Origin of the sequence: Trichocoleus sp. DQ-A1 (genome assembly GCF_039961955.1) — a bacterium.
In the GTDB taxonomy this organism is placed as follows: Bacteria; Cyanobacteriota; Cyanobacteriia; order Cyanobacteriales; family FACHB-T130; genus FACHB-T130.
Window position 1 is genome coordinate 16622 of sequence record NZ_JAMPKE010000047.1, and the last position, 20658, is coordinate 37279.

Sequence of the window (20658 nt, forward strand, 5' to 3'; positions counted from 1 at the left end):
AATCTTAATATTTATCAAAAAACCACTGTGCGCTCTCAGGAAAATTAGGACATAGAAGCGTGCAGGACGTTGCTAGAGAGCTTGGCGATCCGATAAGCTTTTGCAAAATGCCTCTGAACTGAGTGCGCTGCACCCAGACCTGTCAATGACTAATACTCCTTCACTGATAAGCCAAGATGCTGGGACGACAGGAGCGATCGCTTCTACCGACACATCCATTTGGCCTAACCTGCTACAACAGCTACTCGATCGGCAATCCCTGCCTCATGACCAAGCCGCCTCTCTCATGCAGGCATGGTTAAACGAGGAAATTCCACCAGTGCTATCGGGGGCAATTTTAGCCGCCCTGCAAGCAAAGGGGGTTTCGGCAGACGAACTCGCTGGGATGGCTCAGGTGTTGCAGTCTCAATCCTCCCCACTCAGCCCACTCGCCGAGAAGGCGAAGCGCCCACAGTCCCCCATCCTCACTCCAGTCATTGACACCTGTGGAACTGGTGGAGATGGGGCATCAACCTTTAATATCTCTACCGCTGTTGCCTTTGTAGCCGCTGCTGCTGGCGTCTCAGTTGCCAAACATGGCAATCGCTCGGCTTCGAGCAAAGTTGGATCGGCGGATGTCTTGGAAGCGCTGGGAGTTAACCTAAACGCCAGCAGTGAGAAAGCACAAGCCGCACTAGAAGAAGTCGGGATTACCTTTTTATTTGCACCCGGTTGGCACCCAGCGCTCAAAGCCGTGGCATCGCTGCGGCGAACCTTGAAAGTGCGGACGGTCTTTAATTTATTAGGCCCATTAGTAAATCCGTTACGCCCTACCGGGCAGATCATTGGGGTGTGCGATCCTAACCTGGTCGTGACGATTGCCCATGCTTTAGGACAGTTAGGAACTCAGCAGGCAATTGTTCTGCACGGACGAGAGAAACTGGATGAAGCTGGATTAGCAGACGCGACAGATTTAGCAGTGCTGTCTGGTGGTGAGGTACAACTGACAACGCTGCATCCCCACGAATTAGGCTTGACACCAGCACCCACCACGTCGATTCGGGGTGGAGATGTTGAGGAAAATGCCGAAATTTTGCGCGATGTCCTTCAAGGAAAAGGAACATCTGCACAGCAAGATGTAGTGGCTTTAAATGCGGCGTTGGCACTCCAAGTTGGGGGCGCGATCGCAATGGGTAGCCATGCGGAGGGCATTACAATGGCTAGAGAAATCTTGAGTAGCGGTACTGCCTGGTCGAAGTTGGAGCAGTTAGTTGAGTTTCTGAAAAATTAGCCATTCGCTCATGTTTTTTTGAATGGGCGATGTTTATACAGTAGGTCTCCCGATAGTAGGGGCATGGCAATGTCATGCCCCTACTATCCAATACACCCAACCTTGAAATTGCTATCGTCGCCCCTTCAATTAGGAGCTGCCAAATGCGATCGCATTCTCACACAGTACCCCCTACCTCTTATCCCAACGGCTGTGAGATGCTAACTTACCAACTAAGAAGTAATTTCTAAAAACTAACCACTCCCTTATGTCTATTTCTTCTCCTCAACCAGCTCTGCTCGTCCTTGCCGATGGCACGTCGTACAAAGGCTGGTCTTTTGGTGCTCCTGGAACAGCTATCGGTGAAGTGGTCTTTAACACAGGTATCACCGGCTACCAGGAAGTCTTGACAGATCCCAGCTACTGCGGTCAGATTGTCACCTTTACCTATCCAGAATTAGGCAACACTGGTGTCAATCTAGATGATGAAGAATCGAATGGTCCCCAAGTGCGGGGCGCGATCGCTCGTAACATTGCCTCCCGTCCCAGCAATTGGCGTTCCAGCCAGTCTTTGCCCGATTATCTCAAGCAACACAACATTCCAGGCATTTACGGCATCGATACCCGTGCCCTTACCCGAAAGATTCGCTCTGCTGGTGCCATGAATGGCGCAATTTCCACCGAAATTCTTGACCCCGTTGAATTGTTGGAGAAAGTGCAAGAAGCTCCCAGCATGGCAGGATTGAATCTAGTTCGGGAAGTGACCACTGCCAAAGTCTATGAGTGGTCTGACCCCACCGAGTCGAGTTGGGAATTTAGCCCTGGAATCCCCTCAGAAAGCGGGGAACCCCTCACGGTGGTTGCCATTGATTTTGGCATCAAACGGAACATCCTGCGGCGTCTGGCGAGTTACGGTTGCCGCGTGGTCGTGGTTCCCGCCAATACACCCCCCGAAGAAATTCTCAAGCACAACCCGGATGGAATTTTTCTTTCCAATGGTCCCGGCGATCCCGCTGCTGTCACCGAAGGCATCGAAACCACAAGGGCGCTGCTAGAAAGCCAGAAACCGATGTTTGGGATCTGCATGGGGCACCAAATTCTTGGTCTTTCGCTGGGGGCTGACACCTTCAAGCTCAAATTTGGTCATCGGGGCTTAAATCAACCCGCCGGTTTTGAGAAGCAGCGAGTGGAGATTACTAGCCAAAATCACGGGTTTGCCATTGACGCAGATTCTCTAAATCCAGAAGTAGAAATTACCCACCTAAACCTGAACGACCGCACCGTGGCTGGGTTGCGTCACAAATCTCTACCCTTCTTTTCCGTGCAGTATCACCCAGAAGCCAGCCCTGGCCCTCACGATGCCGACTATCTGTTTGAGCAATTTGTTGAGCAGATGCGATCGCATAAGCGTAGCGCCTAGATGCGATCTCATTGCCTCGATAAGACCCGTTAGCGAGTAGATTTCCCCCTCTTTGAGGGAGAGGGGGAAAGAGGGGTGAAGGGTGTCCCGGATGAAGTAGAAAGTCTTAATATCCTTGCTCGGTCGCGAATAACTAAGGACGAATTACAACAGATGCGTATATCCGCGCATTGTGTTTTATAATAAAGCCTCGACTAAGGACAATCCAGCTAGGAGGGTGTTATTCCTGAGCCACTAACCCTAACTGTCAGCTTAAGAGGCACTCGCGAAGTTAGGGACAATTATCAGCTATTCCGCCTCACAGGCTTATTGGATGCTTTTTCCGAACCCACATTTCGGAAAGTTATCAGCAAGTGTATTGAAGATGGACCCAGCAACGTTGTGCTGGATCTTTCCAAAATTGATTTTGTTGATAGCTCTGGATTGGGCGCTCTAGTGCAGCTGGTGAAAAAGGCTCAAAGCCTTGAGGGTAGTTTGCAAATTGTTACAAATGCCCGAGTGACTCAAACTGTCAAGCTGGTTCGCTTAGAACAGTTTCTGTCATTGCAGCCTTCAGTCGAAGCGGCATTGGAGAATGTCAAGCCTGCTTGACCTATACAGAGGCGCGATCGCGTAGCGGCGCGGATGCGCTTTTCGTATGCCGCGATGATTCGGCTACTCGCGCTTGAGGGGCGGGTTCTAAAGCCCCCGCCCCAATCATTTTCAAAAGTCCTGAACCGGGAATGATGGGGAAACAAAGAGCAGCAGTGCAGAGGCGCAGGAGACAAGGGAACAGGTAATTACCGATTACCCCCTACCGACTCCCGACTCCCGACTCCCCATCCCCTGATTTTCAGGCAAAAGCATTAAGATCAACTAGAGGGCGAGGTAGGGCATAGATGTGAGTTCACAGGAGGAAGAGTGTTCAGATTGGCTGAATACTAACCCCGTACTGGGTGAAACCAAAATATCGTTGAACTCGATCTGGGCGATCGCAGATCGTCGCACGCAAATTCAGCGGATTTCCCCGGCGTCTTTAGCTTATCTAGGAGATGCCGTGTATGAGCTTTATATCCGTAGTTTTTATCTACTGCCACCCAAGCGATCCCACGCTTATCATGACATGGTAGTGGCGCAAGTGAGAGCTGAAAGTCAGGCAAAAGCATTGCGATCGCTCGAACCCCACCTTACCAACACAGAATTAGAAATCTTGCGGCGGGGACGTAACGCTGCGGCAGGTCGTCCCAAGCGCCTCGATCCCGAAATTTATCAACAAGCTAGCAGCTTAGAGACTTTGATGGGCTATCTTTACCTAACAGATCCCCAGCGATTGAATCAGCTGCTGAGCTACTTAGAGCTAAATCCACTTCCACAAGTTAAAGATTCTTAACAATATGGCCGATCAACATCGCCGCCCTCAGCCTCCAAGCAGATCCAGCGCCAGTCGAGGGAAGCCCATTCGAGCCAAGCGTGCCTTCCCAAAGCGTCTTGGGGACAATCGGATTGGGAAGCGAATTGTAGAGCAACAGACGCCCCAGGATCGTTCCTTCTCTGATAACGAGGATGTCAATCGGGATTCGCGCCCAGTTGGGAAGCACGAGCAAGTCAAGCCAATTCTCCAGCGCCGGGAGCGTCAGCAAATCCGTCCTGCTTCCCGCCACAAAGACACAGACTTAACTGACACGCGCCGGGAGCGTCAACAAATCCGTCCTGCTTCCCGCCACAAAAACACAGACTCAATTGACACGCGCCCGACAGACAACTTCAAGCCAAAGAAGTCAATTCCCAACCGTCACGAACGGGAGATCCCCAGAGGTCGTTTTCAGGACGAGGATCGAGCAGCAGCAGCCGCACCCGAAGAAGAAAGCGATCTGATTTATGGACGGCATCCTGTCCTCACAGCGTTGGAAAAACATCGCCAGCTGAATCGGGTTTGGATACTGCCAAATTTGCGTTATGATTCCCGGTTTCACTCCCTCCTACTGAAAGCCAAGGAACGGGGAACGGTAATCGATGAAGTTAGTGCGCGCCGCTTAGAGCAAATTAGCCACGGGGCAAATCACCAAGGAGTGGTCGCTCAAGTCGCACCCTACGCTTACACTGACCTGAGTGAGTTAATCGCTCAGGCAAAATCCGTCTCGGAGCAGCCAGTGCTGGTGGTAGCGGATGGCATTACCGATCCCCACAATCTAGGAGCGATTATTCGCACGGCAGAAGCTTTGGGTGCCCAGGGATTGGTGATCCCTCAACGACGAGCAGTGGGAATCACATCCGCCGTCATGAAAGTGGCAGTCGGAGCTTTAGAAACTTTTCCTGTTTCCAGAGTGGTTAACCTCAGCCGTGCCTTAGAAGAATTGAAAGCGGCTGGCTTTTGGATTTATGGCACCGCCGCAGGCGATGGTCAAATGTTACACACTACTCAATTTACTGGGCCAGTAGTATTGGTGATTGGTTCTGAAGGTGAAGGATTGAATCTTCTGACACAAAAGTGTTGTGACTTCTTGATTTCGATTCCGCTACAGGGAAACACACCGAGCCTGAATGCGTCAGTCGCAGGGGGAATGGCTCTTTATGAGATATATCGTCAGCGCTGGTCGAATCGGCTCTACTTGAATAATCTTTCAAAAGAGACTTTCAAAAAGAAAGATGACAGAATATAACAGAATGTAAAGAACAACCTTTTAGAAGACTGCTTTGTATCCCCTAAGATAGGCCAAAAACATGAAGGAATTCTTGATTAACATTCTCCACTTCTTTGGATGGGCTTCGTGGGTTGAGATTGTCACAGACAACCCCCGTTGTACTTACTACTTTGGCCCTTTCCTCAGCTCCCAGGAAGCTGATAGAACCAAAGCTGGTTATATCGAAGACCTGGAAGCAGAAGGAGCGAAAGGCATTAAGGCTACTGTGAAGCGCTGTAAGCCAGAGAAGCTGACGATTTACGATGAGTCGGGGGAGCGTTTTGACCGCCAAAGAACAGCCACGTTTTTTAGCGGTCAGCCTTCTTAGGTTTTGAGCTTTTTCACAGGTGATATCTACTTCCTTTGAATCCCCATCTTTGGCACCTTACCCCTAACCTTTCTGGGTTTGCCAGAGGGGTACGCTCGCTAGGAATAGATGCTTCTGGGATGCTAAGAATTCACAAGATTGGAAGGATACCAGACTTGAACATGCATCTCCTCTGGTCGGGGCTGCATCACTTCGGGACAGGGTGAGGCGACGATGGTATCTAAACTCCGGCTGGCGTCACGACTTGTGGATGGCTATCGAGCCAAAAGTCAATGTCCCGCAGTACCCGTTCGGGAATTTCCCAGGGAAATAAATGAGCGGTATTCGGGTAGCAGTGCCATTGGCAATCCTTGAGGTGATGAGCCGTTTCTAAACTGGACTCAGGGGTGATGTGGCGATCGCTTGCTCCTGCCAGCATCAAACTCGGACATTGGATTTGCTGGAGATCCGCCAATCGGTTGTAACCAGCTCTCAGAGCAGTATTGAGTGCCTGCGTTGCCGCCGCTGAGGTTTGCAAGTAAGCTGACATCGCTTCCAATGCGAGGTAGCGGTAAGCGCCAGGGGTATGTTGTCCGATCAGGTAGCGATAGAGCGATCGCTTCCCAAAGGTCTCGATATTCCACTCCCACCCAGGCTGTACTCGGTTCACGATCGAAGCCAGCCCCGTGTAGAAATTATCCTGCCAGCTGATTGGCGGATGATTCCCACGGGGGCGTGCTGCTGTGGCAATCAAAATCAAACCCGTGACTCGCTCTGGTAGCTTCAGCGCCAACTCCATCGCCAAAATCCCCCCTAACGACCAACCCAATACCAGGCAACGCTCAATCTGGAAGCGGTCTAGAAGCGCCTCCAAATCGGTTAAATGGTCTTCCATTCTAAAATTACCCTTGATGCGACTATTGCCGTATCCCCGGAGGTCAGGGGCAAAAGTTTGGAATTTTTGGGATAAGTGGTTAGTGAAGACAGACATACTGCTGCCTAACCCCGGATGACCGTGTAGACAGAGAATTGGAAAGCCTTTTCCCTGGCGGAGAACGCTGAGGTGATGAGATGAAGAGGACGAGTGATGCATGAAGCCTATTTCTCTTTATATCCTCCAGCATAGGTAATCACGCACATCGATTTGTATTTTGCGTGAGACCCAAAAGCCACTCCTGCGACTCGGAAAGCCGGGTTGAAAATGTTTTTTCTGTGACCGCGATCCGGAACTCCATCATCAATGATTAACTGCATGACGATAGATTGAGGGGTGTCAGAGCCGTAACTAATATTTTCGGCTGCGGTGGTTTGCCAGGAACCGTAGCGGTTGATGCGAGAAAACGGATCGCTGCGATCGCTCCCATTGTGACCAACCTTACCTTTTGGTCCTTGGTCTTTCACATGATCCCTAGCCCCCAATGACATCCCTTTAGATGCACTTAGAGGTGGGAGAGGACGAGTGGATTTCAGGAAGCGAATCGCTTCATCGACGGCTTTCACACCTTCTTGGGTTTGTAAAAAGATGTTTCCAGACATTCTCACTTGCTTACCTTGGAAGCGTTTTTTCCAATTCTCCAGTACGGCGGCATAGGCGGCGGGATTTTTCCGCGCCTTATTCATTTCAGCAATCACTCCTTGTTCCAGCGGTGAGAGAGTAGTTGCCTGCGCTAGCAAGAGAGAGCCTTCTTGAGAAAAACCAACGGGGACAATATTACCGCTAACATTTGCTAGAGGCTGCCGCGCTTGAACCATCAAAGGAGAGAACGTAGCGAGTAGAACGATGGGGGCAAATGCCCAAAATTGAATTCGACGCATAAGTTACTTTAAGACTCGCTGCCACGAGTTGATAAACTGTCCGTATTAGATAAATAGACAGCACCCGACGAGAAAGTTTCCCCATTTTTGACTACGAGGGGATCGTCTAAAATTTTCAGTGTTTGTGCTAGCTGAGTTTCATTTTGAATCGCGTTACAGTCGATGTCATCGGTGCGATCGCGTACTACTTAGCCTTGAAGTTAGCTTGGAAGCCGCGTTCAGTAAGTTTGTATAATTCGACACAATAAAATTTTTGTGCTGAACTGATTCAGAATTTAGGGCGCTGGTAAGGCGGAGTGGTAGCATGCCTCTCACTTGTATTTGTCAGCGATAAAACTTATCTATATACGCAGAATAATTCTAGTTTTTTTGCAATTCGTTATTTCCAGAAATGTTACTAGCCTTTGTGTAGAGGGAACTCTAGATATTGAATCCTCTTCGTCATCATGCACTTTGGTATGCAGATGGGGAGGGGCAGAAGCCGCAGTATTGGATACTCTCCAGTGTAGGAACCAATCCCTAATTCATGAAACAGCACTTCCCGGCTCAGAGCCAGATGAAGCACGATTGCCTTTGTTTCCAATTCATTGAAAACCTACCCTTGGCGGCTGCCATTCTCGATAGCAACCTCAATTATCTGCTCTTCAGCCAGCGGTGGTTGAGCGAACTGGGACTGAAGCAACCAGAAATTATTGGGCGATCGCATCCTGAAGTTTGCCCCTCGGATTGGGAACCCTTACAGGCAGCATACCAACGTTGTTTGACCGAAGCAGTCGAGATGTTGGTAGAAGAACCGTTTCAGCGAACGGATGGCTCAACTGGTTGGCGCAAATGGGAGATTCGTCCTTGGCAAGATGAAACCGGAGTGATGGGCGGCATCATCCTGGCAATCGAAGATATCACGGAGCGCAAACAAGCTGAGGCGGCTTTAGCCGTTAAGGAGGCACGCTTTAAAGATACCACCGCGAATCTACCTGGGGTGATTTTCCAGTTCACCAACCGGAAGGATGTCTGGAGAGTAGATTATATGAGTGAAGGAATCTGGAATCTCCTAGGCGTGACGGCTGAGGTGGTGATGGCAGATTTCGGCGCGTTCATTCGTCAGGTGCATCCTGACGACTTAGAAAGCTATTATGCATCGGTCACTGAAGTGATTGAGCAATCCATCCCTTGGCACTATGAAGGGCGATTAATCAAGCCAAATGGAGAGATACGCTGGTGGCAGGGTAGTAGTTCTATCCCTACAAAAAACAATCAGGGTGAAATCATCTTCTGTGGGGTGCTGCTGGATATCACGGAGCGAAAGGAAGCGGAAGCAGCACTGAACCAAGGGAAGCTAGAGCTAGAACAACGAGTCGAGGAACGCACCCAGGAACTCCGAGCGGTGGTGGCACACCTGCAAGACGAAATTCGAGAACGAGAGCAGGCAGAAGCCGCTTTGAAAGAGAGCGAGGCAGAACTGCAAGCGATTATCGATAACTGTCCGGCAGTGATTTATTTAAAGGATATTCAAGGACGACACATTCGGGTTAATCGGGAATTTGAACGGTTATTTGGCATTACCAGAGAGGAGATTAAAGGAAAGACGAATTACGACTTGTTTCCCCAAGAAATGGCTCAGCAGTTTACACAGAACGACCGACGGATTCTGGCAGGGGGAAAAGCCATCGTCTCAGAAGAAGTTATCCTCCATGAAGATGGTTTGCATACCTACGTTTCGGTGCATTTCCCAATTCTGGATGAAGCTGGTGTGCCTTACGCGCTGGGTGGGATTTCGACGGATATCAGCGATCGCAAGCGCGTCGAAGACGAACGCAAACAAGCGGAAGCAGTCCTGCGCGAACGCAATGCCATCTTAGGCTCTATTTTGGAAAGTACACCAGACTTCATCCTTGTCAAAGATCGGCAGGGGCGTCATATCGCGCTCAACTCTAATTTGGCAAACTTCTTTGGAAAGCCAATTGAGGAGATTCTTGGCAAAGACGATTCTGAACTGCTACCTCCCGACATTGCCCACCAAATCATGGCGAGAGACCGTCAGATTATGGAAGCAGGCGTTACTGAAGCTTATGAGGAAGTGGTTTCTAATGGTGACATCAACACCACCTTTTTAACCACAAAAGCTCCTTGGCGGGATGCTCACGGTAACATTCTGGGTATCGTTGTCATCACGAGGGATATTAGCGATGTCTACGACGAGCTTCGCTTACGCAAACGGGTAGAAGATGCCTTGCGATTGTCCGTTCAGCAGCTAAAAGAGCAAGCACAGCGCGAACAGTTAATTAATCGGCTCACAAACCAGATTCGCAATTCTCTTGACTTTGATGCCATCTTAGAGACAACATTGCACGAAATCCAGAAAGTCCTTCAGACCGATCGATGTCATCTTGGCTGGTATCACGGCAATGTAGAGGAGCCATACTGGGAAATTTCTCCGGAAGTTCGCCTTTCTCACCTACCCGATTTGACCGGACGCTATCCTGCATCGGCATTCGGTGTGTTAGCGACCAAACTTCTAAAGCTGGAAACCTTACGAATAGAAGATATCGAGACGGTAGAAGATCCCACTTGGCGAGACTTTGTACGCACGCTAGGAATGCGAACAGTACTGATTATCCCCGTTCAGTTACCTGGGGGTATGGTTGTCGCAATTTGCTGTAGCCACAGCACCGAACCGCGTTTCTGGAACGATAGCGAGGTCGAGTTGCTACAGGGCGTGATAGAGCAGTTTGCGATCGCGCTCAACCAGGCAGACCTGTACAATCAAACCCGTACTAAAGCACACGAGTTAGAGCAGACACTCAAGGAACTCCAGCAGACTCAGGCGCAATTGGTACAAACTGAAAAAATGTCCAGTCTGGGACAGTTAGTTGCTGGCGTTGCCCATGAAATTAACAACCCCGTCAACTTCATCTACGGCAATCTCACTTATGCCAACAACTATATGCAAGACTTGCTGAGGTTGCTGGAACTGTATCAAACGCACTATCCTCACCCACATTCAGAAATTCAGGAAGAAGCTGAAGCGATTGACCTAGAATTCCTGATGCAAGACTTGCCGAAGCTGCTATCGTCGATGAAAGTTGGAGCCGACCGAATTCAGGAGATCGTGCTGGCACTCCGCAACTTCTCACGCATGGATGAGGCAGAAGTGAAAGCTGTCAACATTCACGAAGGCATTGACAGCACGCTAACCATCCTGCACAACCGTCTGAAAGACAAATCTGACCGTCGCGGCATTGAAATCATCAAGGAATACGGAAATTTGCCCTTGGTGGAATGCTACGCCGGTCAGTTGAATCAGGTGTTTATGAATGTACTTTCCAATGCGATGGATGCCCTAGACGAACGGGACGCTCAGCGATCGCCTCAGGACATCAAAGAAAATCCCAGCCGAATCACCATTTATACCCAGTTACTGAACCCCCAGCAGGTGCAAATCCGCATCGCTGACAATGGGCGGGGGATGACTGAAACGGTTAGACAGCGCCTGTTTGAACCTTTCTTTACCACCAAGTCGATTGGTAAAGGCACCGGATTGGGCTTGTCTATCAGCTACCAAGTGGTCGTCGAAAAACATGGTGGTCAGCTGGAGTGCATTTCTTCTCCCGGTAAGGGAGCTGAGTTTCTGATTACACTGCCTTTAGTTACCAAAGTGACAGCCTCTCTGTAATCTGGCATTCTGTCAACTCAGGTACAGCTAAATGACTGAGGCTGTTAGAAGCGCTCAAAGGCAATGAACGCTTAAAGCGCTCCATCCAGATTCAATCTTGATGACGCTGGAACTACTTGGCAGCAGTGAGTAGATTTTCCATATCTGACAGTTGGATAGGACCTGAGAAAGTCTCAGTATCGATCAAGAAAAAGGGAGTGCCTGCAAGCCCTAAACTCTCGGCTAGCTGAACATCCTGTCCAATCGCAGCACTAGCCGTATCGCTAGCGCGATCGCGGTTAAATTGCTCTAAATCCAAGTTAAGTGTTTGGGCAATCTCCACATACAACTCCTCGCCCAATTTTTCTTGCTTGGCAAATAAAGCATCATGGTATTCCCAGAATTTGCCTTGCCGATCTGCCGCCCAAGCCGCTTTAGCTGCTGGCATGGCTTCCGCATGGATCGGAGCGAGGGGAAAATGCTTGTAAGCTAAAGTCACTTCATCCGGATGCTTTGCGATCAGCTCCTTTAGCGTGTCATGCGCTTGGGCACAATAAGGACACTGAAAGTCTGAAAATTCGATTAGCACAACCTTTGACGACTCTGTTCCCGTCGTCGGAGAGGCACCAATCACTGCCTTAGGATTGGTCTTGAACTGCTGCAAAAATGACTGCTGGGCTTGGCTTAGCCGCTGTTGTTGTTGCTGCTGATATGCCTGAACCGACTCCAGAATTACTTCTGGGTGCTGACGAATCACCTGCAAAATTTGCTCTTCCAATCGCGGACTAATTTGGCTAGCGGCTTGCGCTGGAAGTGTCCAACCGAAAAATGTTAGAGACAATAGCAATAGGGTTACGAGTCTCAAAACTTTCTGAGCGAGAAAGCGCATGGGAGCGATCGCGCAAAACTGAAATCGACGCATAATTGACCTGGCGTGTGTTACGGACACGATCCAGTATGCTCGACTTGGAGGGTAACTGGACAGCGTCGGGAAAGGGATGTCTTGTGTAGAACAACCTTCGGTTCGGCATTTCCGGGTTTGCCAAACTTCCCGCTAAAATTTCACAATCCCAAAGGATTGCTGAATTAACCACCGCGTCTAAACCACGACCTATACTAAATATCTGGACTTTGAGTCACTAAAGGTAGAAGCAAAGCATGCCATCCATCCGCGAGTTGCACAAACAACTCATTAGTAAAGAACGCTCCGCTGTAGAACTCACTCAAGAAGCTTTAGACCGCATTCAGGCACTAGAGCCGAAATTGAATAGTTTTTTGAGCGTGACGGCAGAGAGAGCATTAGAACAGGCTCAAGCTGTGGATGCCAAAATCGCTGCTGGTGAAGAAATTGGGCTGATGGCTGGCATTCCCATTGGCATCAAGGACAATCTCTGTACCCAGGGAATTCGCACCACTTGCGGTTCCAAGATTTTGGAAAATTTTGTCCCCTCCTACGAGTCAACCGTGACCCAAAAACTGGCAGATGCTGGTGCGGTGATGGTGGGCAAAACGAATATGGATGAGTTTGCGATGGGCAGTTCTACAGAAAGCTCTGCCTATCAAGTCACCGCCAACCCTTGGGATTTACAGCGGGTGCCGGGAGGATCGTCTGGCGGTTCGGCGGCGGCGGTGGCGGCAAGAGAGTGTGTGGTGTCTCTCGGTTCCGATACAGGGGGGTCTATCCGTCAGCCAGCGTCTTTCTGCGGCGTTGTCGGATTAAAACCGACTTATGGGCTGGTTTCCCGTTTTGGTCTGGTTGCTTATGGGTCTTCTTTGGACCAAATTGGGCCATTTGCGCGGACAGTCGAAGATGCGGCAATTTTACTGGGAGCGATCGCGGGTTACGATCCCAAGGACTCCACCAGTCTCGACGTTAAAATACCCAACTACGCCAAATCCCTGCGACCTGACCTTAGACCTAGAGGTCAGCTGAGAGTAGGTTTTATTAAAGAAACTTTTGGCGAAGGTGTAGACTCCTGCGTCTGGCAGGCAGTTACAAAAGCGATTGAGCAGCTACAAAATTTGGGAGCCGAAATTCAAGAAATTTCCTGTCCCCGCTTCCGCTACGGTTTGCCCACTTATTACATCATTGCTCCTTCTGAGGCATCCGCCAATCTCGCCCGTTATGACGGCGTGAAGTATGGCTTCCGGACGCCTGACGCGGACAATCTATTGTCAATGTATACTCAAACTCGCTCCGCTGGTTTTGGCACCGAAGTCAAGCGGCGGATCATGTTAGGCACTTATGCTCTCTCAGCAGGATATTACGACGCCTATTATCTGAAAGCGCAAAAAGTCCGCACTTTGATTAAACAAGACTTCCAACGGGCTTTTGAAAGAGTGGATATCTTAGTGTCTCCCACTGCTCCCACCACCGCATTTAAAGCAGGGGAAAATAGCGAAGATCCCTTGAGTATGTATTTAAATGACCTGATGACGATTCCTTTAAATCTCGCAGGTTTGCCTGGATTGAGTTTACCTTGTGGATTCGATGATCAGGGATTACCGATTGGGATACAGATGATGAGTAACGTGTTGCGAGAAGATTTGCTACTGCAAGTTGCTTATGCCTATGAGCAAGCAACTGATTGGCATCTACGCGCTCCAAAACTCTAGATTAGTAATCGGTAATTGGCATCACCGATTACCGATTATCGATTACCAATTACCGATTACCGAATATGTCTTTTGTTGGTTTGCACGTTCACAGTGATTACAGTTTGCTGGATGGTGCCAGTCAGTTACCGGAACTGGTGGATCAAGCATTGAAATTGGGGATGCCTGCGATCGCGCTCACAGACCACGGTGTTATGTATGGCGCGATTGAGCTAATTAAGGTTTGTCGTGGGAAAACGATTAAGCCAATTATTGGCAATGAAATGTATGTCGTTAATGGTGATATTGAAGAACAAAAGCGCGGCAGAAAAAAATATCACCAAGTTGTATTAGCTAAAAATACAAAAGGCTATAAAAACCTAGTTAAATTAACAACAATTTCCCATCTTAAAGGTTATCAGGGGAAAGGAATTTTTGCCCGTCCTTGTATCAACAAAGAATTATTAGCTGAATACCACGAAGGTTTAATTGTCACCAGTGCTTGTTTGGGCGGTGAAATTCCCCAAGCAATTCTTCAGCGCCGACCTGATGTTGCTCGTCGAACTGCTCAGTGGTATAAAGATGTTTTTGGTGATGATTTTTATTTAGAAATTCAAGACCACGGTTCTCAAGAAGACCGCCTCGTTAACGTTGAAATTGTCAAAATTGCACGAGAATTAAACATCAAAATTGTCGCTACGAATGATTCCCATTTTATTTCCTGCAACGATGTCGAAGCTCACGACGCATTGTTATGTATTCAGACCGGAAAACTGATTTCTGAAGATAATCGGATGCGCTACAGCGGTACTGAATATCTGAAATCCGCTGAGGAGATGAAATATCTGTTTCGAGATCATCTACCGGACGACGTAATTGAGGAAGCGATCGCAAATACCCTAGAAGTCGCAGACAAAGTTCAACCTTACAACATCCTTGGTGAGCCTCGTCTTCCCGATTATCCCATCCCAGCCGACTACACCGCCGATACTTTTCTCGAAGATGTTACCTGGAAAGGTCTTTTAGAACGGTTTGGTTATCGCTCTCGTGCTGAAGTCGATCCCATCTACAAAGAGCGGCTGGAGTATGAGTTGAAAATGATGCAACAGATGGGATTTTCAACTTACTTTCTAGTTGTTTGGGATTATATCAAATATGCCAGAGATAATAATATTCCAGTGGGGCCTGGTCGCGGTTCTGCGGCGGGTTCTCTGGTTGCTTATGCCTTAAAAATTACTAACATCGATCCCGTCCATCATGGGTTACTATTCGAGCGATTTTTAAACCCAGAACGGAAATCGATGCCGGATATTGATACGGATTTCTGCATTGAACAACGGGACAAAGTGATTGAATATGTCACCCAAAAGTATGGCACGGATAGGGTGGCGCAGATTATTACCTTTAACCGCCTCACGTCTAAAGCGGTGTTAAAAGATGTCGCTAGAGTGTTGAATATTCCCTATGGGGATGCAGACAAAATGGCAAAACTGATCCCAGTAGTGCGAGGTAAGCCAACAAAACTCAAGGTGATGATTTCGGATGATACCCCCGCACCAGAGTTTAAAGAAAAATACAATAATGACCCCATCGTTCGCCATTGGATTGATATGGCAATGCGAATTGAAGGAACGAACAAAACTTTTGGGGTACACGCTGCCGGTGTCGTGATTTCAGCAGAACCTTTAGATCAAATTGTGCCGCTACAACGAAATAATGACGGCTCAGTTATTACCCAGTATTTCATGGAAGACTTGGAATCGCTGGGGTTATTGAAAATGGACTTTCTGGGTTTAAGAAACTTAACCATGATCCAGAAAAGCATCGATTTAATTAAGCAAAATAAAAATATTACCCTCGATCCCGATCAACTTCCACTTGACGAAAGAAAAGCTCAGAAAATCTTAGCCAAAAGTGAAGTTAAAAAAATACCCCCGGATATTCAAAAGACCTACGAAGTATTAGAAAAAGGTGAATTAGAAGGCATCTTTCAATTAGAGTCTTCTGGGATGCGTCAGATTGTGCGCGACCTAAAGCCTTCTAGCATCGAAGATATTTCCTCAATTCTTGCTCTCTATCGACCGGGACCATTAGATGCGGGTCTGATTCCTCTGTTTATTAACCGCAAGCATGGTCGAGAAGAAATCAAGTATGTCGATCCTTTACTAGAGCCAATTCTGCAAGAAACCTATGCGGTTCTTGTTTATCAAGAACAAATTATGAAAATGGCTCAGGATTTAGCTGGATATTCTCTAGGTCAAGCAGACTTATTGAGGAGATCGATGGGCAAAAAGAAGGTTTCGGAAATGCAAAAGCATCGAGAAGCCTTTATTGATGGAGCTGCTAAAAATGGGGTAAAGGAAAAGATTGCTGAAGATTTATTCGAGCAGATGGTTAAATTTGCCGAATATTGCTTCAATAAATCCCATTCAACTGCTTATGCGTATGTAACTTATCAAACGGCATATTTAAAGGCAAATTATCCGGTTGAATACATGGCAGCGCTGCTGACCTCTAACAGTGGCGACCAGGATAAGGTGCAAAAATATATCACCACTTGTTTGAGTATGAATATTCAAGTGGAGCCGCCAGATATTAATCGATCGGGAGTTGATTTTACACCCCTGCAAAATAGTATTTTATTCGGATTGTCGGCAGTCCGAAATGTGGGAGAGGGGGCAATTCGGTGTCTTTTGGCAGCACGGGAAACCGGGGGCAATTTTAAGTCTTTGGCTGATTTGTGCGATCGCGTGGATCTTCGCACGGTTAACAGTCGCGCCTTAGAAGCTTTGATCAAATGCGGTGCGTTTGATACCCTCGAACCCAACCGACAGCAATTAAGCAAAGACCTTGAGCTAGTTCTCCCTTGGGGACAAAACCGCGCCAAAGACCGAGCCAGCGGTCAGGGAAATCTCTTTGACTTTGGAAATACGACAACAGAAAGTAGCTTTGAATCTGCTCCCAAGGCTTCAGCCATCCCTGATTTTTCTCAACACGAAAAGTTACATTTTGAGAAAGAACTGCTAGGCTTTTACGTCTCTGACCATCCCCTTAAATCTGTGCGGAAATCCGCTCAAATTCTCGCTCCGATTAATCTTAGCGAACTTGGCGACCAGCGGGAGGATACGACTCTTAGCGCCATTGTGATAGTCAGCGGGATTAAACCCGTAGTCACCAAAAAAGGCGATCGCATGGCGATCTTGCAAATCGAAGACTTAACAGGTCAATCTGAAGCCGTCGTCTTTCCGAAAACTTACGAACGCATTCACTTACATCTGGTCGTGGATAATCGCCTGATTATTTGGGGAAAAGTAGACAGGCGAGACGATAAAACTCAGCTGATCGTTGAGGATACAGAACCCATTGAACAAGTGCGGATGGTGATGGTGGAACTGACACCTCATCAAGCGGGTGACATTGCGGAACAGCATCGCTTGATGACCAATCTCCAAGAACACTCAGGCGATAAAGACAAAGCAAATGTCCCGGTGATTGCAACGGTGAAAGGAGGACAGCGGCACTTAACCGTTCGCCTTGGTCGTCAATTCTGGGTGCAAGACCACAACACAGCGGTTGAGGCGCTCAATTCGGCGGGTTTTCCGGCTCGCGTTCAGCCTCTGATCGCTGTTTGAGATTGTTTAATTGATGGCGGTGCCTTCCAAACAGCCATCCCCAAGGCGCTAGCTCTGAGGGGGCTTTTTGGGCGTTGGAGATCCCAGAAACTGACTTTTTAGCTCCTCCAATTCCAGATCGACCTGGCTGTTAGCTTTAGCAGGATTTGAAGATGGAGGTTGTGGGGACGCCGATTTTTGATTTTCGTTTTTGGCGGTGCTACCACCCATTATTTCGGCTTTTAAAGCCTCTAATTCAATATCAATTTGGCTTTTGGATGGGTTAGGGGGCTTGTTGGCAACGGGTGGTGTCACTGGCGATGATTTCAGAGGCTTGGCAGGTGTCGCCGGTGTATGAGAAATTACCGTGACTTGGGCTGGCGAAGGATTCAGGTCTTTCAAGACTTCTTCTACTGATTGATAGCGCCGACTGGGAGCAGTTTGCAGCATTTTGTCCAGAATTTTGCCCAGCGAATCGCTAACTTTAGAGATTAAATATTGCCGCCAAATCCAAGCATCTTCGTTAATATCGTACAAGTCAAACGGAGAGCGCTGAGTTAATAGATGAATGCAGGTGACGCCTAAACTATAAATATCGCTAGCGAAAGAAGCTTTGCCTCTGGCTTGCTCTGGTGCCACATATTCAGGGCTGCCAATGCTGGTTCCCGTTTGGTTGAGGGCGTTAGTGGTGGCAACTTTAGACGCGCCGAAATCAACCAGAACGAGCTTGCGATCGCGACTTCTGCGAATAATATTTTCTGGCTTAATATCTCGGTGAATCACTTGTTGGCTGTGGACAAATTGCAGCACTGACAATAAATCACTCAGCAACTGACGAATCTGAGATTCGCTAAAAGCACCCACCTGTGCCAATTCTTGGGCTAAGTTTTGCCCATCGATAAACTCTTGCACCAAATACTGGCGATCGTCTTGAGTAAAATATGCCAGTAATTCGGGAATCTGGGAATGTTTACCCAGTTCATCCAGCCGCATCGCTTCTTGGTTAAATAACTCAATTGCCTTTTTAACCGTGCTGGTGCCTTGGGCTTGCGGGTAAAACTGCTTGATTACGCAGCGCGGTTTAGAAGGTTTGTCTTCATCCACTGCCAAAAAAGTTCTACCAAAACCGCCTTGCCCAATCGGTTTGATGGCACGGTAGCGGTCTTTGAGCAGCAACTTAGTGCCGCAAGTCAGGCAAAACTTTGTATCAGAGGGATTTTGAGGGTTTGGGCAAGCTGGATTGAGGCAATAGCTCATAGTGGGAAGCGCTGCAACTGACTAAATCTATGTTGACACTCCTAGCGCTAAAGCCTTGTCTTTTTACGGGCTTTTTCCAGAATTAATGTTTTTCTGGCTGGAAGTTTCTTCCCAATGTAAGAACTCAAAGCCCAAACCCGATCTTTACGGTGTCTCTTCTAAATCTTCTGGCACATCGGTATCGGGCCACAACAAGCGGACGGCAATTAAGGCAAACCCAATGGCTGCGATCGCTTTGAGTAACCGCGCAGGCAACAGCACCGCCACGCCTTCCCCAGCAATGACTCCCAGGAAGCTAGCCAGCAGCAGTGCGGCGATCGTTCCGAGAAACACGGCGCGGGGAGATTTAGAACTGCCACTAAGCGCGATCGCTGCCAATTGGCTCTTATCTCCAATCTCCGCCAAAAATACCGTGATGAAACTAATTCCGAGAAGATGCCAATCCATAGTTGAAGGTTGGAAGGGTTAAAGGTTGAAAGTTTTGAATCGCTGACAGGTTGAACTTTACAACGTGCCAACCTTGCAACGTGAAAATCTTGCAACTTAAAAATGCACGACATCCCACAGCAACATCACAGAAACGAAAAGCAAACAAGCTCCCGCTGCCATGTCCAAGGTTTTAGGAGACAGCCGAGTTGCCAGCCAGCGCCCCAACAATACACCCACCAAGCTTGTGGCGATTAGTGCCACCGCCGCACCCGCAAACACCAACCACGGCGACTGAGATTCTGCACTCATCAGCAGCGTTGCCACCTGAGTTTTATCTCCCATTTCTGCCAAAAAGATCGTCAAGAACGTGGAGCTAAAGACTGTCCAAGGCACCCGCTGGAAAAGCTTCACTTTTGGCTTTTGAGATTTAGAATGGCTAATCTTTGAAGAGGGTGAAGGCGCTGATTCAACAGCAGGTACCTGGGCGCTAGGACGCTCTAAGGCAGGCAGGCTAGGAGGCAGTGCAGAAAGTTTCACTATTGAGTTAGGCTCAACGCTAGCTAATTTTCATATTCTTTTCATTTTCTCAGAATATGGTACAAATATCAACCTTTGGTTGCTTGCAGAAGATTTAAGTTCCTAATCTGTCTCAAAAGCCAACTTCTTGGTTAAATCGGATCATTTCTAAAGAGCGATCGCCATAAACGCCTTCAATCTGTTCGCGGCAACACTCAACCGCAAAGTCATTGAGTTCCTCTGGCTCAATACCGTACAATTCCTCAAAAACATCTGCTTGCACCCGACAAAAGCGAGGACGATCTAGATAAATCTGACATTCTCGCGTCTCACGATCGAAATTCACACACCATCCCCCTTCGCCGACCATGCTCAGATATACCTGTAACTCCTCCGGCGTGAGATATTGATCTAAGTCCGGGCGATCTGCTGGATCGAGATGACAGCAGGCTCCACATTGCTTAACACATCGCCAAGTCGGCATTGTTCCAAACCATCTTTCAAAAAGTTCTCGTCTCTTCAGTTTAGACGCGATAAATCGCGCCTTGGAGAGATGTTTTTCCTTGCCAGCCACAAGAAACGACTTTCTGAGGGTTTTTTGTCATTGTTTATACTTTTGTAAAGTTCTTTAAATAAAAGACGCGATCGCTGGGTAAGATTAGATGGCAAAATTTGCCAATTAGCTATTCAAATCAACACATTGTAAATACCCGTAGAAAGGCAGGACAAATGGAGATTTTCAGCGACTTGTTCAGCGGTTTGAGCAGCATCAACTGGGAAGTCATTGCTCAGCTAGGCTTTGTGGCGGTAATTATGCTTGCTGGCCCAGCAGTTATCTTCGTGCTGGCATTTCGAGGCGGCGACCTCTAAAAGACTGGCATTTTGACACAAAATCGTATTTTCAACGCAAAGTACCGCAAAGGATAGCGCAGAGTCTACGCGAAGGATGAGCAGATAGCTTTGCGTAACTTGGCAAATCCCTTTGCGTTACTTTGCCTTAAAAAATCTTATCTTGCTTTCTCAGAAAACTTAGGGGTAGTGCCCAAGATGTAATGATGGAGAAGAAGAGTTTCTTTGTGATATTTTCCTCTTATGCCCGTCTGTCCCATTTGTGCATCTACTCAAACCGTCAAAAATGGTCGCATCC

General features: G+C 48.1%; 17 protein-coding genes. 10 read left to right on the forward strand and 7 right to left on the reverse strand.

Annotated features, from left to right (window positions below; translation table 11 throughout):
- The first annotated feature begins 145 nt into the window (after positions 1-145).
- From trpD to NDI33_RS25615, 6 genes are all read left to right on the forward strand, one after another.
- A complete protein-coding gene (gene trpD / locus NDI33_RS25590) occupies positions 146-1270 on the forward strand; it encodes an anthranilate phosphoribosyltransferase (protein WP_190414799.1) in 1125 nt (374 codons plus the stop codon).
- 247 nt (positions 1271-1517) lie between these two features.
- Positions 1518-2669, forward strand: a complete 1152-nt coding sequence (gene carA / locus NDI33_RS25595) for a glutamine-hydrolyzing carbamoyl-phosphate synthase small subunit (protein WP_190414798.1) — start codon at positions 1518-1520, stop codon at positions 2667-2669.
- A 222-nt stretch (positions 2670-2891) separates the two neighbouring features.
- Positions 2892-3260 (forward strand): anti-sigma factor antagonist, encoded by a 369-nt coding sequence (locus NDI33_RS25600; protein WP_190414821.1) that lies wholly within the window; start codon positions 2892-2894, stop codon positions 3258-3260.
- Positions 3261-3600: 340 nt separating this feature from the next.
- Complete coding sequence (locus NDI33_RS25605; protein WP_242028867.1) at positions 3601-4038, forward strand: ribonuclease III domain-containing protein; 438 nt, start codon at positions 3601-3603, stop codon at positions 4036-4038.
- A 4-nt stretch (positions 4039-4042) separates the two neighbouring features.
- A complete protein-coding gene (gene rlmB / locus NDI33_RS25610) occupies positions 4043-5308 on the forward strand; it encodes a 23S rRNA (guanosine(2251)-2'-O)-methyltransferase RlmB (RefSeq protein ID WP_190679227.1) in 1266 nt (421 codons plus the stop codon).
- Positions 5309-5369: 61 nt separating this feature from the next.
- Positions 5370-5657 carry a DUF1816 domain-containing protein gene (locus NDI33_RS25615; protein WP_190414796.1) on the forward strand — a complete coding sequence of 96 codons (288 nt, stop codon included), beginning with the start codon at positions 5370-5372 and terminating at the stop codon, positions 5655-5657.
- Positions 5658-5877: 220 nt separating this feature from the next.
- Here NDI33_RS25615 and NDI33_RS25620 read toward each other — a convergent pair whose 3' ends face one another.
- The gene (locus tag NDI33_RS25620; RefSeq protein ID WP_190525280.1) at positions 5878-6729 is read right to left on the reverse strand and encodes an alpha/beta hydrolase; all 852 of its coding nucleotides are present in this window, start codon (positions 6727-6729) and stop codon (positions 5878-5880) included.
- A gap of 5 nt (positions 6730-6734) precedes the next feature.
- Positions 6735-7451: a CAP domain-containing protein gene (locus tag NDI33_RS25625; RefSeq protein ID WP_190525279.1), complete on the reverse strand. Its 717-nt coding sequence runs from the start codon at positions 7449-7451 to the stop codon at positions 6735-6737.
- 526 nt (positions 7452-7977) lie between these two features.
- On the opposite strand from NDI33_RS25625, the gene NDI33_RS25630 reads away from it, so the two are divergent.
- On the forward strand, positions 7978-11124 hold the full coding sequence (locus NDI33_RS25630) for a PAS domain S-box protein (protein WP_190679229.1): 3147 nt from the start codon (positions 7978-7980) through the stop codon (positions 11122-11124).
- 112 nt (positions 11125-11236) lie between these two features.
- Here NDI33_RS25630 and NDI33_RS25635 read toward each other — a convergent pair whose 3' ends face one another.
- Complete coding sequence (locus NDI33_RS25635) at positions 11237-12025, reverse strand: thioredoxin domain-containing protein (RefSeq protein WP_190679231.1); 789 nt, start codon at positions 12023-12025, stop codon at positions 11237-11239.
- A 236-nt stretch (positions 12026-12261) separates the two neighbouring features.
- Between NDI33_RS25635 and gatA the strand changes: the two genes are divergently transcribed.
- A complete protein-coding gene (gene gatA, locus NDI33_RS25640) occupies positions 12262-13719 on the forward strand; it encodes an Asp-tRNA(Asn)/Glu-tRNA(Gln) amidotransferase subunit GatA (protein ID WP_190414791.1) in 1458 nt (485 codons plus the stop codon).
- 65 nt (positions 13720-13784) lie between these two features.
- Positions 13785-17330 (forward strand): DNA polymerase III subunit alpha, encoded by a 3546-nt coding sequence (locus NDI33_RS25645; RefSeq protein ID WP_190679239.1) that lies wholly within the window; start codon positions 13785-13787, stop codon positions 17328-17330.
- 48 nt (positions 17331-17378) lie between these two features.
- Here NDI33_RS25645 and NDI33_RS25650 read toward each other — a convergent pair whose 3' ends face one another.
- The 4 genes from NDI33_RS25650 to NDI33_RS25665 form a co-directional block, all read right to left on the reverse strand.
- On the reverse strand, positions 17379-18566 hold the full coding sequence (locus tag NDI33_RS25650; protein ID WP_190679241.1) for a serine/threonine-protein kinase: 1188 nt from the start codon (positions 18564-18566) through the stop codon (positions 17379-17381).
- A gap of 144 nt (positions 18567-18710) precedes the next feature.
- Complete coding sequence (locus NDI33_RS25655; protein ID WP_190414788.1) at positions 18711-19013, reverse strand: TMEM165/GDT1 family protein; 303 nt, start codon at positions 19011-19013, stop codon at positions 18711-18713.
- Between the two features lie 96 nt (positions 19014-19109).
- A complete protein-coding gene (locus NDI33_RS25660) occupies positions 19110-19436 on the reverse strand; it encodes a TMEM165/GDT1 family protein (protein ID WP_347275957.1) in 327 nt (108 codons plus the stop codon).
- 208 nt (positions 19437-19644) lie between these two features.
- Positions 19645-19995 (reverse strand): YkgJ family cysteine cluster protein, encoded by a 351-nt coding sequence (locus NDI33_RS25665; RefSeq protein ID WP_190679243.1) that lies wholly within the window; start codon positions 19993-19995, stop codon positions 19645-19647.
- A gap of 263 nt (positions 19996-20258) precedes the next feature.
- Here NDI33_RS25665 and NDI33_RS25670 point away from each other — a divergent pair, with 263 nt between their 5' ends.
- The gene (locus NDI33_RS25670) at positions 20259-20381 is read left to right on the forward strand and encodes a photosystem II reaction center protein Ycf12 (protein ID WP_190414819.1); all 123 of its coding nucleotides are present in this window, start codon (positions 20259-20261) and stop codon (positions 20379-20381) included.
- The last annotated feature ends 277 nt before the right edge of the window (positions 20382-20658 follow it).